Source organism: Micromonospora sp. NPDC005194 (assembly GCF_040608335.1).
In the GTDB taxonomy this organism is placed as follows: domain Bacteria; phylum Actinomycetota; class Actinomycetes; order Mycobacteriales; family Micromonosporaceae; genus Micromonospora.
In genome coordinates this window covers 68,960-82,618 of sequence record NZ_JBEXIA010000005.1, presented here as the reverse complement: position 1 = coordinate 82,618, position 13,659 = coordinate 68,960, and the positions used below count along the sequence as shown (strand labels likewise).

Annotated in this window: 11 protein-coding genes; 5 read left to right on the top strand and 6 right to left on the bottom strand. The window is 66.7% G+C overall.

Annotated features, from left to right (window positions below; all coding sequences use genetic code 11):
* Window positions 1–110 precede the first annotated feature (110 nt).
* From ABZU53_RS05935 to ABZU53_RS05925, 3 genes are read left to right on the top strand one after another with little or no spacing between them, the layout of a single operon-like run.
* Window positions 111–620 carry a TIR domain-containing protein gene (locus tag ABZU53_RS05935; protein ID WP_355064150.1) on the top strand — a complete coding sequence of 170 codons (510 nt, stop codon included), beginning with the start codon at window positions 111–113 and terminating at the stop codon, window positions 618–620.
* Window positions 617–1,477, top strand: a complete 861-nt coding sequence (locus ABZU53_RS05930; RefSeq protein WP_355064148.1) for a macro domain-containing protein — start codon at window positions 617–619, stop codon at window positions 1,475–1,477. Before ABZU53_RS05935 ends, ABZU53_RS05930 begins: the two co-directional genes overlap by 4 nt.
* 1 nt (window position 1,478) lies before the next feature.
* Window positions 1,479–1,967: an HIT domain-containing protein gene (locus tag ABZU53_RS05925; RefSeq protein WP_355064146.1), complete on the top strand. Its 489-nt coding sequence runs from the start codon at window positions 1,479–1,481 to the stop codon at window positions 1,965–1,967.
* Window positions 1,968–1,990: 23 nt separating this feature from the next.
* Here the strand turns inward: ABZU53_RS05925 and pglX are convergent, their stop codons facing one another.
* The 3 genes from pglX to ABZU53_RS05910 are packed head-to-tail and all read right to left on the bottom strand — an operon-like array spanning window position 1,991 to window position 7,628.
* Window positions 1,991–5,533, bottom strand: a complete 3,543-nt coding sequence (gene pglX, locus ABZU53_RS05920) for a BREX-2 system adenine-specific DNA-methyltransferase PglX (RefSeq protein WP_355064144.1) — start codon at window positions 5,531–5,533, stop codon at window positions 1,991–1,993.
* Window positions 5,530–6,924 carry a prolyl oligopeptidase family serine peptidase gene (locus ABZU53_RS05915; RefSeq protein WP_355064142.1) on the bottom strand — a complete coding sequence of 465 codons (1,395 nt, stop codon included), beginning with the start codon at window positions 6,922–6,924 and terminating at the stop codon, window positions 5,530–5,532. Before ABZU53_RS05915 ends, pglX begins: the two co-directional genes overlap by 4 nt.
* Window positions 6,879–7,628, bottom strand: a complete 750-nt coding sequence (locus tag ABZU53_RS05910) for a hypothetical protein (protein WP_355064141.1) — start codon at window positions 7,626–7,628, stop codon at window positions 6,879–6,881. Before ABZU53_RS05910 ends, ABZU53_RS05915 begins: the two co-directional genes overlap by 46 nt.
* A gap of 138 nt (window positions 7,629–7,766) precedes the next feature.
* Between ABZU53_RS05910 and ABZU53_RS05905 the strand changes: the two genes are divergently transcribed.
* Both ABZU53_RS05905 and ABZU53_RS05900 read left to right on the top strand, forming a co-directional pair.
* A complete protein-coding gene (locus ABZU53_RS05905) occupies window positions 7,767–7,976 on the top strand; it encodes a type II toxin-antitoxin system VapB family antitoxin (RefSeq protein WP_350794902.1) in 210 nt (69 codons plus the stop codon).
* On the top strand, window positions 7,973–8,392 hold the full coding sequence (locus ABZU53_RS05900) for a PIN domain nuclease (protein ID WP_355064138.1): 420 nt from the start codon (window positions 7,973–7,975) through the stop codon (window positions 8,390–8,392). Before ABZU53_RS05905 ends, ABZU53_RS05900 begins: the two co-directional genes overlap by 4 nt.
* A 21-nt stretch (window positions 8,393–8,413) precedes the next feature.
* Here the strand turns inward: ABZU53_RS05900 and ABZU53_RS05895 are convergent, their stop codons facing one another.
* The 3 genes from ABZU53_RS05895 to pglW form a co-directional block, all read right to left on the bottom strand.
* On the bottom strand, window positions 8,414–8,620 hold the full coding sequence (locus tag ABZU53_RS05895; RefSeq protein WP_355064137.1) for a hypothetical protein: 207 nt from the start codon (window positions 8,618–8,620) through the stop codon (window positions 8,414–8,416).
* Between the two features lie 25 nt (window positions 8,621–8,645).
* The gene (locus ABZU53_RS05890; RefSeq protein ID WP_355064135.1) at window positions 8,646–9,269 is read right to left on the bottom strand and encodes a hypothetical protein; all 624 of its coding nucleotides are present in this window, start codon (window positions 9,267–9,269) and stop codon (window positions 8,646–8,648) included.
* A 79-nt stretch (window positions 9,270–9,348) separates the two neighbouring features.
* A complete protein-coding gene (gene pglW, locus ABZU53_RS05885; RefSeq protein WP_355064133.1) occupies window positions 9,349–13,479 on the bottom strand; it encodes a BREX system serine/threonine kinase PglW in 4,131 nt (1,376 codons plus the stop codon).
* Window positions 13,480–13,659 lie beyond the last annotated feature (180 nt).

Genomic DNA, 13,659 nt, shown 5'->3' with positions numbered 1-13,659 from the left:
GCTAATCCGCTAGCCTCCGGTACACTTCGTGCGCTATGCACTACCGGCGGCTCGAACGGCGCAGACCGCCGGGCTGACCCAGATGTGAGCAGCTAGCCCTCGGGGAGATCATGAGTTACCGAAACAAGACCTACGTCGCGTTTGCCAGCGAGGACATCAAGCACTACTGGCTGATGGAGGCATGGCGCGATAACCAGCACATCGACTTCAACTTCTACGATGCCCATGATCTCTATAAGGCTCGAGACTCAAGTCAGCCTGAATCCATCAAGGCAAGGCTCAGAGAGAGAATTAGGAACGCCAAACAGGTGGTTCTTCTTGGATCTAAGGCCGGCAAAGACAAGGGTGGTGACGGGGTTTCATTTTTAGCCTATGAGGTCGGCGCGATTCTTCGACTCAGACTGCCGGTTGTTGTCGCCAATCTGGATGGCGATCGGTACGTCGACCGCAACTTCATTCCTCAGCCTTTGCTCGACGCCGACTACTACACTCTTTCGGTTTCGTTCCAGCCCGCGATTATAAAGCTGGCACTGGACGACTACGCACCTGCCTTTGCTAGCAGCAACAACAGAGGCCCCTACCACTACAATCCGGAAGTTTACGAAGACCTGGGGTTATGAGCAAGCTAGGCGCGCTGCGAGATATCAGGCGTTTCCGATTCTGGGGAATGTTCGCAACCCACATGTTTTCGTGCGTAGGCCTGATTGCAGTACTCTTCGGCCTATACGACGTTCTCGAACCTAACGCCATCTCCAAAATACATTTCCCTTTCCTCCTGGCGGTTCTACTGCTAGCGGCACTCTATGCGGCGATCCGCTCATACCCGCGGCCGGTATCCCAAGCCTACTCGAAGCCCAATACAGAAATTCGAATTGTAGAGGGCGACCTGTTCTCTCAAGAGGACAACTTGGTCATCGGCATGACAACCACTTTCGATAGTCAGATCCCTCACGTCATTCACCCCCACAGTATTCAAGGGCAGTTCCTTCACCGCGTGTATTCGAATGATGTGGCGGCACTGGACATAGACCTTGAACAGGGGCTAGCGCAGCACAGACCCATCGGACAGATCGAGAAGCCTGGAAAGAAAACCCGCTACGCAACGGGCACGGTCGTCACTATTCAACACCAGCGCAAGCACTATTTCTGCGTCGCCTACGGCGAGATGGATGAAGCAAATCAGGCCCATGCGACTATGGATGGCATATGGCGGAGCCTGGAAAATCTTTGGCGCGAGGTTGGAGCCCGCGCCAATGGCGATCCCGTAGCGATACCTGTAGTGGGCGGCGGGCTTGCACGCCTCTCTCAGATCCTTCCCGCCCAGGACTCAATTCGCTTCATCGCCATGTCGTTTATCTTTGCATCTCGTCATGCACGGATTTGTGATCGACTAGACATCGTCGTTCGTCCTGAAGATGTGGAGCGGCTTGACATGCTGGAACTTCAAGCTTTCTTGAAATCACTACAGGACGTCTAAAATGACGTCACATATTCAGGTTCCCCCGGCAGAACGTTGCGCCTTTTGTGATTACCTCTCCGGAAAGAGGCCATACTCGATTCTCGAGCGCTCAGAATTAGCAGCAACTTTGGTGACACGCGAGCAGCGAGGCGCATCTCACCTGCTGGTCGTGCCCGTCCGACATTGCCCAACGCTTCTTGAGTTAAAGAAGGAGGAATCACATGCGATCATGGACTTGGTCAGGCGAGCAGCGCGAGCTATCGACTTGACAGAGCAACGGCCGGGCATAGCCGTTTGGCAAAACAATGGCGTTCCGGCGCATCAAACAATTCCACACGTTCACTTTCACGTCGCGGGAACACTGCCCGAAGGAGGCACAGAATGGGGCGACGTTGAAGAATTACCGATTTACCAGACAGAGGGCATAGCAGCCAACCTTAGAGCCGCACTCGCAGGTTGCGAGGCCGATGCTGCGGGCAACCACGAACACACTCCCTCCAAGGGGTAACTCAGCGCCGTTTAAGGCAGCAGTCAAGCTCGCTGAGCTTTAGGTCCAAGGTCTTCTTGTGGCAAGTCAGGTACGCCCCGGAGCAGCGACAGCGCCGAGCGGTCGGAGCTGAGCTGGGACAGTTCGGCGTTGATGAAGTCGGTGAAGAACTCGGCGGGCGACCCGGGGAAGCCGGGTTCCTCGCCGGAGTGCCACTGGTGCAGCCACGGCTCGATCTCCATCAGTCCGGCGAGCAGCGGCAGCAGCCGATGCGCCGGCCACGCCTCCTGCGTCTTCCGGTCGAGGTAGACGGTGCCGAGCGCCTGCGCCTGCTTCAGGTGGTCCCACCCGGCCCAGCCCAACAGCTCGCTACCGTCGCTGTCCCGCCCCGCCTGCGGATACGAGATGAACCGCTCCTTCGGCACGTCGAGCTTGCCTCGCGCCCGCCAATACGACGGCCGGATGAAGTCGGCCGAGGCGTACTTCGGCGGCACCTCGATCTCGACCTTCTCCCCCGCGTCCTCCCGGCGCTGCAACGCCCAGGTCCGCTCCCACTGCGCACGCTTGCGCAGCCCGGACGGCTTGTACCGCTGCCCCGGCAGGTACGGCACATGCTCGTCGGCAATCACCAGGCCGAGCGTCCTGGTCAGGTCGTAGTTGTCGTGCCCGACCCATAGGTCCAGCACCGCCCGGAAATCCTGGTCGTGGCCGACCCGGTCAGCGAGCTGCGCCACCGACAGCGGCGTCGGCTGCTCGCCCCACAGCTCCGCGGCCTCCAACCGATCGAGCAGCCAGTCCCGCAACGCAGCCTTCTCCTGCTCAGCCCAGCCCCATCTCTCCTTGTCCCGCTTTTGTGACCACCGCCGCTTGCACTCCGGTCGCTCGATCAGCCCGATATGTCGGTTCGACGCGATGGTGGCGATCCGTCGCTCCACCAGCGAGCGGTACTCGGCCGGCCAGTGCGGTTGCGGCCTGTCGATGGGCTTGGATTCGTGCCGGTCAAACCATGCGGTCCGCGCCTCACTGGTGCACAGGACGATCTCGAAGGCCCGCTCCCCCGGCGCCAGCTCCGGCGGGTTGGCGCAGGTCAGGTCCTCGTCGATCAGCCCGTAGAGCCGGTAGACCTCCCAGTCCAACTCTTCCTGAATGGCGATCATCCGCGCCCGCACCGAGTGGTACTCCGCCTCGGCCTCCGCGAGCCGCCGGCGCGTAGGCACCCCCGACGCGGCAACCGCCACTGGCGTCAGGCCAGACAGTCGCTGCGCCAGCCCATCCAAGTCCCTGGCCCGCTCAAACGGGTACGCCTCCGGCAGTGGGAACTCCTGCAGCTTCGTACCGGTGAACTCGTAGCGCTCTTCCCATGCTTCGTCCTGCATTCCCCTACCGACGCCGCCGCCGGCCTTAGGCTGGCTGACCTGCTTCAGCCAGAAGCAGGCAGTCGAACTGTTCAGCACCCCAAGCAGTCGCAGGTAGTCGTCCTCCCTCGCCTCCGCTGGCAAAGTAATCACTGTCACAGAATGCTTGTTTATATATCCGGAACGATCTAAACAGAAGCTGTTATGAGTTGCAACCAACGGAAAAGATATAACCAATGACTTTTCAAGCTTCGAGGGATACACCTCGCGCCATTCCAACCATGAGATACCTCGATCACGAAGCGATACACTGAAGCGCTTCCGCAGGTGAAGCGTTTCGCGCAAGCCCCAGAGATAGCGCTTCGTCTTTCCGATGATCGATTCATCTAGAGCGAATCCATCAATATATGGCGAAATGAGCCAGGCCGGCTTTTGTATCCACCAGTCGCGAGCCTCAGTTCCTTCGACCGCAGCCCTCAACATGTCTACCTTTGACCTAACGGCGCGGTTATTGTCGACGAGGAAGGCCGAATCTTCTCCCGTAATGACTGCCAGCCCCATCTCTTCCACGACGGCGGAGAGGCGTGACGCAAAAGAATTAAGGCGTGTCATCAGCCCAACCGCACCGCCGCCCGTAAGGCTCCAAGGGTGCGTGGCGAGTTGGGTACGGGGCAGGTCAGTGACGCTGACCCAATCAGATTCAGAGCCGGGGCTGTCGACTTGGGTCACAATCGCCTGCCACACCATTCCTTCGGCTGGATTGTCGGGGCTCGACGGTTCCCCGCGCACCCCGAGAACAGTACGCAGCGCAGGTGAGCGACGCCGCTTGTTGGCCCGGCCCACCAAGATCACGGTTGGCGTGCCGTGGTGCGGGATAAAGGCGCCGGAGGCGTCGATGACCTCGGTCAACTCGACCTCATGCGCGTAATACTTTTCAATCAGGTGCTTGCCAAACTCGCGCTTCATGAAGGCATTGCCGGTGATCTGGCCGACGTGCCCGGCCCTCTCGCCGTGCTCGTCCGACAATTTGGCCAGGTCGAAGAAGCGCTTGGCGAACGGCACCGTCAGCGCATACTGCCGGTGGCAGACGGTCGGGTAGATGCTGCGGTAGAGCTGGTTGCGGGTGCTGTCGGAGACAGTGATGTAGGGCGGGTTGCCGACCACCACCGTGTACTGGTTCTCGGCGAGGTAGTCCCTGAGCAGGTCGGCATCCTCGCTCTCGTACGCGAAGACCTGCCGCCCCTCGGACGCGGCGAAGAGGTCGCCCTGCGCCCGAGAGCTGAACGCCCCCCAGGGCAGCAGCGAGTCGCCGGTCGCCACCCGGACCGGGAAGGCGGGCGTGCGTTCCAGCTTGGTCAGTCTGCACACCTTCATCGCGGCGATCAGTAGCCGGAAGCGGGCGATCGCCACCGCGAAGGGGTTGATGTCGACGCCGGTCACCTGGCCGAGCGCCCGCTCGGCCAACACCCTGATGTCGGTGGCCGGCTCCCGCTCCTGCCACTTGTCGACCAGCCGGTGGAAAGCGCCGAGCAGGAAGTGGCCGGAGCCGCAGGTCGGGTCGATGACGCTGGTCGCGGCGAGGCCGAACTCCTTGACCGCCGGCTCGAAAGTCCGGTCGAGGATGAACTCCTCCACGAACTCCGGCGTCTGCAACAGCGCGTACGTCTTCTTCGCGTGCGTCGACATGTCCTGGTAGAGGTCCCCCAAGAAGCGGGTGTTCAGGTCGTCGCGGCGCAGCGACTCCTGCCCAGCGCCCCGGCGGAAGAAGTCGCTCAGCTCCTCGGCGGCCTGGCCGGAGATGTCGAACCGCCACAGCGGGTTGTGCTGGTCGAAGATCTTGCCGGTGGCCTTCAGCTCTGCCAGGTAGCCGAACGCCTCCCGCAGCCAGTGCCGGTCGTTGTGCCGGGGGTTGGCGATCAGGTACGCCTGCCGGTGCTGCACCGCCCGCTCGGCTGGCGCGGCCGGGTCGACACCACCGATCCAGAGCTTCTCGACCAGCTCGTTGTCCTCGCAGAACCGGACGAACACACAACCCAGCACCCAGGCCACCGCCGCCTGGTCGAGCACGTCGTCGAGCCACGTCTCGAAGCTGCCGCCGACCCGCTCGGCGGCCTTCGCCTGGTCGTACTCCTGGCGCAGCTCCGCCCGCAGGCCCGGCGCCTCCGCGACCTGCCCGCGCAGATCCTCCACCAGGGTCTTGACCTGCGCCTGAAGCGCCTTCAGCTCGATCACCGCCAGAGTCTACGGCCGGCCGGCTCAACCGCGTCGTCCGGCGAGACCTGGCGCGGTAGGGGCGCGTGCGGTTGCCCGGTCAGCTTCCGCCACAGGAACTCCAGCGTCAGCGCCCACACGAAGGCCCGCTGCTCGTTGTTGGCCGCCGCGCCGTGCCCGCCCTCGACGTTCTCGTAGTAGGACATGTCGTGGTCGTGCTCGCGCAGCCGGGCCGCCATCTTGCGGGCGTGTCCCGGATGCACCCGGTCGTCCCGGGTCGAGGTGATGAGCAGGACCGGCGGGTACCGTCGGCCGCTGCGGACATTGTGGTACGGCGAGTACTCCCGCAGGTAGGCCCAGTCGGCCTCCCGGTCCGGGTCCCCGTACTCGGCCATCCACGAGGCCCCGGCCAGCAGCCGGTGGTAGCGCCGCATGTCCAGCACCGGCACGCTTGCGACGACAGCCCCGAAGAGCGCGGGGTAGCGGGTCAGCATCACCCCCATCAGCAGCCCGCCGTTGCTGCCGCCCTCGATGCCGAGCCGCTCCGGCGTGATGATCCCGCGCGCCACCAGGTCGGTCGCCACCGCCGCGAAGTCCTCGTACGCCCGGGGCCGGTTCTCCCGCAGCGCGGCCCGGTGCCACTCGGGGCCGTACTCGCCACCGCCCCGGATGTTCGCCACCACATAGCTGCCGCCCCGGGCCAGCCAGCCACGGCCAATGACCCCGCTGTAGTGCGGGGTCAGGGAGACCTCGTAACCGCCGTACGCGGTGAGCAGCGTCGGCCCGTCGGCCGCGCCCGGTTCCCCCACCACGAAGTACGGCACCCGGGTGCCATCGGCCGAGGTGGCGAAGAACTGGCGTACCGTCAGGCCGTCCGCGTCGAAGAACGCCGGTTCCCTCTTGAGGGTCTCGACCGCGCCGCCGACCTGGCCGAGCCGCAGCGTCGCCGGTTGCAGAAACCCCTCCGACGCGAGCAGGTAGGCGTCGCTGTGGTCCGGGTCGGTGTCCACGATCCGGCTGTGGTGGAACTCCGGTACCCCCGCGAGCGGCTCCCGCCGCCAGCCCGTATCGCCGGGTGTCAGCACCTCCAGCCGGCTCCGCACGTCGACGAGGGTGGCCAGGATCAGATGGTTGCGGGTCCAGAAATAGCCGCTCAACGCGGTACGGGCGTCGGGCCGGAAGAGCACCGCCAGCTCCCGCTGACCGGCGAGGAACGCGTCGAACCGGGTTACCAGCAGCGCACCCGCCGGGTGGGTCACCCCGCCGACCGTCCACGGCGAGCGCAGCCGGATCAGCAGCCACTCCCGGTGCACGTCCCACTGGGCGTCCTCCGGCACGGCGATCCGGATCCGCTCGCCCACATCGGTCAGCAGGTAGTTCTCGGTGCGGTAGAAATCGAGGCTGCGACCCACGAAGTCGCGCTCGAAGCCGGGCGTCGTGTGGTGCCAGGCGTAGACGGCGACATCGTCCGCGCGCCCCTCGTAAACGACGTCGGCCGCGGACAGCGGCGTGCCTCGCCGCCACCGTTTGGCACGCGCGGGTACCCGGAGGAGGTCAGCGAACCGGGCCCGAAGTCGGTGGCGACGTAGATGTGGTCGACGTCGATCCAGCAGACGCCGGTCTTCGCCTCGGGCAGCGTGAAGCCGTCCTCGACGAAAGCCCGGCGCACCAGGTCGAACTCCCGCACCACGACCGCATCGGCGCCGCCCCGGGACAGGCTGATCAGGCAGCGCTGGTAGCCGGGACGCAGCACGGTCGCCTGCTGCCAGACCCAGTTCTCGCCCTCCTCGACGGCCAGCGCGTCCAGGTCGAGCAGCACGTCCCACTCGGGCTCGGGCCGGCGGTACTGGTCGAGGGTGGTGCGCCGCCACAGCCCTCGCGGATGGGTCGCGTCCCGCCAGAAGCCGTAGTAGAGGTGGTCGCCGCGCCAGCCGGGGTAGGGAATGCGGTCCTCGGCATCCAGCACCTGCCGGATATCCGTCCGCAGGGCGGCGAACCGCTCGCCCCCGGTCAGCCCGGCGATGCTCTCCGCGTTGCGGTCCCGCACCCACCCGGCAGCGTCCGCACCGTCCAGATCTTCCAACCAGACGTACGGATCATCACCGTCATCGAGCACCGTCGCCACCTTCGCAACTATCCCGACGAGCGACCCGTATCCATGTCGGATGTCAGCATGGCGACTCAGCCGGCTCTGATATCAATAAGGCGTCAGATTGATATCATCGGTGAGTATCGCCCACCAGAGGAGGCAACCGTGAGCCGGACGATCCTAGATGTCGATGACGAACTACTCGCCGAGGCCGGCAAGATCCTTGGCACCACGACGAAGAAGGCCACCGTCAACGCTGCCCTCAAGGCCGTCGTCGACCGCGAGAAGCGGCGGCAGTTCGCCGACTGGCTCAAGAGCGGAGGGTTGCCCGATCTGACGGGTCCCGTCGAGGCGGCCAAGCCGGACGCAGCGTGAATCACGAGCACTACCTGCTGGACAAGTCAGCCCTCGCCCGCTGGCCGAAGCCACGCGTATCCCCTGTGCTCGGCGAACTTTCCGACCGAGGGCTGCTCGCCGTCTGCGGAGCAGTCGAGATAGAGGTCATCCACAGCGCCCGCACCGCCAAGGATGCCCAGCGCGCCAGGTGGCTACTGAGCGGCTTCCGGTGGCTGGCCATGCCCGACGAAGTCTGGGATCGAGCGATCGACATCCAGGTGCAGGCGTTGCACAAGGGAAACCACCGAGCGCTGTCGATGGCAGATCTGCTGATCGCCGCCACCGCCGAACGGCACGGAGTCACCGTCCTGCACTACGACGGCGACTTCGACCTCATCACCGCGATCACCGGCCAGCCCACCGCCTGGGTAGTCCCGGCCGGCACAGCCGACTAATCCAGCGTTCTCCAGCGTCGCTTACTCGCCGTCGGTCTTGTCGCTTGCCGGACCGGTGTAGCCAAGCGCCAAAAGGTGACCTTCGAGGACTGTGTAGAGAGCGTTGCCCTCGTCAACGTAGAGGCGTCGCTCGCCACCACCGGCCTTGGCGGCCACGTAATGGATGCGTCCTGTTTCGCCGCGTTGCCGCCAAGCCCTCAGAACGACGCGATCGCTGATGTGTGGCATGGGCCGCCCTCTCGCCGCCGGTCAATCAATCTGCTGCCGGAAGCCCCTGGTTGTCATCGATGGGATCTGGAAGCGCCAGCTTCAGCAAGCCAGCCGCTTCGAGGGCCTTCATCGTCACGAGAACCGGGTTGTTCCGGTACTGCTTCTTCTGCGCCGCTCGGATGACCTTGGCGACGACATCACTGACGCCGAAAACGCGGATCGGGCCGGCCCCGACATTCTGCGTCGCACACCAGTGCCTGATCTTCACTTCATGCACGCCGGTGGTCGGCGCCGCAAACCGACCAACATAGAGGCGAATCTCGATCTGCTCTGGGCGATACCCGAACCGCTGGGACGCGCCAAGGACGACCGCGTTTCGTACGGTGTCGTTGTTGAGCAGCGCGTAGAGCTTCCTCGCGCGGAGATTGGCGGTCGCGCCTGTGACATGCTCAGCTACCACACCTCGGGATCCGAAGGCTGACTTGACCGTAGCCAATACCAGGCGATCGCCACGAGCGGCGACCAGGTCGACTTCGAATCCGTGTGTCTGCACCTCGACATACGCTGATTTGGCGGTCGGCTGCTTCACTGGAAACTTCACTGCCTCCGAAACCACGAAGCCCTCGTCCTCAAGGGCGACGGCGACGAAGGACTCGAAGGCTTCCATGTCCGGAGACTACTGCGCAAGGTCCACAATGCACCACCGCGTCGAGCTGGGTCCGACGCACTCGACACCCCGATACGTGCTACAACGCTCTGGTCCCCGGCACGGCGACTGCTTCAATCCAGTCGTTGGCGAGCCAGAGCGACTGGCTGGGCGGCGACGTCAGCGGCAACTGCACCCCGTCCAGCACGGCCGGGTCGGGGCGGCGCGCCGGCACCAGCAGCAGCCGGGCCGCCGGCCGGGGCCGGGTCGGGTCGGCCAGTTCCTGGAGTAGCCCGAGCTGCCCGTACCGGGCCAGCGGCGCCGCCTCCGTGATCAGCACCGGCCCGTCGGCGGCGGCGATCGCCGTGCTGACCGCCGGCACCACCTGGTGCCGGACCAGGTCCACCAGGCTGCGGAAATCCGCGTCCAGCGCCGAGCCGTTGTCGGCCGCCACGATCGCCTCCCACGGGAAGCCCAGCGCACGCAGCCGGTCCAGCAGGATCGCCGTGACGTCCACTTCGGTCAGCGGCAGCCGGGCCAACAGCGCCCGCCGGGCCGGGCCGAGCCGGCGCAGCGGCGCCAGCACCGCGAGAAAGGCCCGCCGGTCGATGGCGGAGGTGAGCTTGTCTCCCACCTCGTCGGCGGCGGTGAGCCCGAGCAGCGGTGCGTGGGTAGTGGCCAGCCGAGTGCCGGTCACCGACGCCGTCGTGGTCACCGGCCCATACACCCGGTCGTGCGGGTGCCAGGTCAGCGGTATCTCAGCCGCAGCGAGCATCTCGTTCAGCGCGGGCCGCTTCGGCAGCCGCTCCGCGCGGGGGAAGCGGCTCTGCACCCGGTCGCGGATCTGCTCCTCGCTGAGCCGCTGCCCGATCAGGCTGCCCACCGACAACCGCAGCGCCCGCTCGGCCGGCATCCCCACCGGGTAAAGCTGCCCCTGCGCGTTGACGTCGACCCGATCGTTGCGGGCGGCCGCTGCGAGCTGCAACAGCCGCAGGTCGGCCACGGCCGGCATTCCGGCCGGCGCGGGCAGCCGGCGTAGCTCCTCGACGGCACGTTGCCGGGTCGGCAGCGGATCGGCGCCGGCCAGCTCGGCGGCCCGGCCGCCCAGCTCCACCACGTACCCGAGGAAGTCGGCGGCGGTGACGTCGGACGCGGGATCGTCCGGTTCCCGGCCGACCAGGACAGTGCCGGAGATGCGGAACCGATGGATGGCCACCCGGGCGTCCCCGCCGGTGCTCAGTTCGGCCTCGACGGCGGCGCGGACCAGCCCGATCGCCTGTGGCAGCCGCTTCGGCGCGGGGGTGTACGAGCCGCGGGCGGCGATCAGCGCCTGGGCCAACTCCTCGGCGGACATCACCGCGCCGCGCGCGTCGAGCAGTGCCACGATCTCGTTGCGCACCGCCTCCAGCGCCGGCTCACCCAGCCAGTTCTTGGCCTGGGCAGCGAGCAGCTTGGAGATCTGGGGCTGACTCCGGCCGATGGCCCGGGCCGCCTCACTCTGTGCCGGCCAGCACAGGAACTCACCGTCGTCGGTGGGCGTCTGCCCGAGCAGCACGGCCAGCGTCCGGTGGTTGCGGGAGGTCGAGGCGGGAAGCAGGGTCGCGCAGAGTGCCTCCACGCCCTGCGCCAGGGGCTGCTCGTCGACGGCGGGCGACTCGCTGCCGCCGGGCAGCACGGCGCGCAGCGCCCGCGCCTGGGCGATGATCTCTTTGCGGGTCGCGTCCGGCACTCCCTTGGCCCGGGTCAGCGCCGACAGCTCGACGTCCAGTAGCTCGCCGACAGTGTGCAGGCCGAGTCGTTGCAGCGCCGAGCGGGCCCGGGCGGTCAGCTCGGTGACCTCCAGCGGTGACTCGCGAGTCAATCCCACGGCCGCTGGCAGCGGGCCGACCGGAGTCACCGCCGGCTGCGGGACCTGCTGGAAGATGGCCCGCCAGGCGTCGGTCATCTCGTCGACCGTGTCGAACCGGGCCGCCGCCTCCCTCGCCAACGCCCGGCCGAAGAACTCCACCAACCGGTCGGCGACCGCCGGGTCGAACACCGCCGGGTCGAGGGCCACCTCGTCGCTGACCACGGCCGGGTTGGCGTTGTCACCCCAGCGGGGCAGCACGCCCGTCGCCATCTCGTAGAGCACGACGGCCGCCGCGAACCGCTCGGCCGCCGCGTCGTAACGCAGCCGGCGCGGCGGACCGAGAAACGGATCGAGGTAGCCGACAGTGCCCGCGCCGAGCTGGTCGGCGGGGGCGGACGAGAGCGAGAAGTCAAAGACGCACAGGTGCGGCTGCTTGTCCTTCGGCCGCGGCCGGGCCGCCAGGTTCGCCGGCTTCAGATCCCGGTGCCAGACACCCTGGCCATCCAGGTAGTTGACGATGTCGAGCAAATCCCGGCCGTACCGCTCCAGCAGGTCCAGCGCCAGCCGGCCGCCGCGCAGCTCCTCGGCGAGGGTCCGCTGCCCGGCACTCTCCATCAGCAGCGCGGTCCGGCCGCCGACCCGGACCGGACCCTCGACCAGCGCGGCCACCTGGGGGTGCTTCAACCCCGCGAGGGTACGCGCCTCCGCCGTCAGCCGTTCCTCGTGCTGCTCGTCGCGGGCAACCTTCAGCACCAGGTCACGCGACTCCCCGTCGCGAGTGACCAGGAAGGCGACGGCGGTGGCACCGGAGCCGAGCCGGTCCTTCACCTCCAGGCCGCCGTCGAGCACGTCACCCCGGTGGGCGGAGAGCGGGTCGGCGACCGGCTCCGGCTCCGGCGCGGTCAGCTCCTCCCAGACCTTCTCCAGGTCCTTGTGGAACCGGGAGACGCTGGGCAGCCGGTGCGCCGGATCGCCCCGGGTCGCGTCGTAGACCAGGGTGACCAGCGTGTGCGGCATGCCGTCGACCGCGGCATCGAGGTGCAGGCCACTGTCGCGGACCGCGTTGACGAGTTCCTCCGGCGTGGCGGCCGGCACCGCACCGGCGAAGATCCGGTACGCCAGCGCGCCGAGAGAGAACACGTCGAGCTGGTGGCCCGGCAGCCGGGTGGCGTTCTCAGCCTCCGGCGCCTGGTAGCGGCGGACCTCGTCGTCGAAGAACAGCTCCAGGCTGGCCGGGTCGCTCGACGGGCCCAGTCGGGTGAGCTGGGTCGTGCCGGCCAATCGGCCGCCGGTCTGCCAGTCGGTGACCACCAGCGTGGGGCGCGGCCCGTCCGGGTTACCGACGTAGATCGCCCGGGGCGAGAGCGCCCGGTGGGCCAGCCTGCGGGAGTGCGCGTAGTCGATGATTTCGGCGAGATCCTGCACCAGCTGCAATCGCTGGGCCAGGGTCAACGCATCGCCGCGTCGCAGCAGCCACTGGTCGAGGCGTACCCACTCCTCCTGGTGGTCGAAGATGACCGCCGGGCCCCACGAGTGCTCAACCAGGTCGTGCGCCCGCGCTACCCCGGGGTGGTGAATGCCCTGCAGCAGGCGGAACTCCCGCTCCGCCGCCCTGCGGATCGCCGGAACCTCATGCTCGGCGGCCCGGCTGGTCAGGTAGAACCGCACCCGACGCACCAGCGAGGTGTCCAGCGCGTGCCCGGCGAGGAAGTCCTGCCAGCCGAGACCCTCGGCAAACGGCTTCGGGTGCAGCAGCAGTTGACCGACCTTGCGGTCCGCCACCGACGGCCGGATCTTCGCGCCGCGCACCAGCTCGACGATCTCCCTGCCGCGCGCCTCGTCCACCAGATGGTCCGGGTTACGCGGCAGGGCGAGCAGCAGCTTCTTCAGGCCGGGCAGCCCGGAGTCGTGCTGCTCCAGCCCGTAGATGTGCTGGCTGCCGATCGCGTCCAGGTCGGCCCGCATCGCCTTCGCGTGCAGGAAGACCGCAGCCCCGACATAGGGGGTTTCGCGCTGCCGTCCGTGTTGCTTGGCGTAGTAGCGGATCAGGCTGGCCAGCCGCTTCGCCTTCCGATTGGCCAGCATGTACGGGTTGTCTTCGGGGATCAGTCGGGAATTCGGCGCTCGGCGCAGCCACTGGGTGCCGTCACCGCGGATCTCCCCCTGCCAGTGCTTCAGCTCCAGCACGTAGAGCCCGCTCGGGGTCAACACCAGGGCGTCGACCTCGTTGATCGAGCCGTCGGCGCCGACGAACTCGACGTTCGTCCAGACGTGGTACGGGTCGGCGTCGGGCAGGTAGCCGGCCAGCTCGCGCAGACCGTCCTGCTCCCAGATGTACGAACTGGAGTTGATGTGCTCCCAGCGCGGTGAATCCTCCCGCATGCGCCGACCCTTCCGCCCCGGCCGTCGATGTTCCGGCTCAGTCTGGGCACTTTACCGTTTCGGCGCTTGATCAGCGGAGACCACCGCTCGCGCACACAGTGCATCTGGTCAACCACCCTTGACTAAGGGTGGTGGAGCGCGGCCGGACGGAATTTGTACAGATGTTCGCTCGGCACGGTC

What these genes read in the sequence shown, in the direction of transcription:
- pglW (WP_355064133.1), bottom strand. Translation starts at nt 13,479, where the DNA reads ATGCGGGAGGATTCACCGCGCTGGGAGCACATCAACTCCAGTTCGTAC.
- ABZU53_RS05935 (WP_355064150.1), top strand. Translation starts at nt 111, where the DNA reads ATGAGTTACCGAAACAAGACCTACGTCGCGTTTGCCAGCGAGGACATC.
- ABZU53_RS05895 (WP_355064137.1), bottom strand. Translation starts at nt 8,620, where the DNA reads ATGCCACACATCAGCGATCGCGTCGTTCTGAGGGCTTGGCGGCAACGC.
- ABZU53_RS05930 (WP_355064148.1), top strand. Translation starts at nt 617, where the DNA reads ATGAGCAAGCTAGGCGCGCTGCGAGATATCAGGCGTTTCCGATTCTGG.
- ABZU53_RS05925 (WP_355064146.1), top strand. Translation starts at nt 1,479, where the DNA reads ATGACGTCACATATTCAGGTTCCCCCGGCAGAACGTTGCGCCTTTTGT.
- ABZU53_RS05890 (WP_355064135.1), bottom strand. Translation starts at nt 9,269, where the DNA reads ATGGAAGCCTTCGAGTCCTTCGTCGCCGTCGCCCTTGAGGACGAGGGC.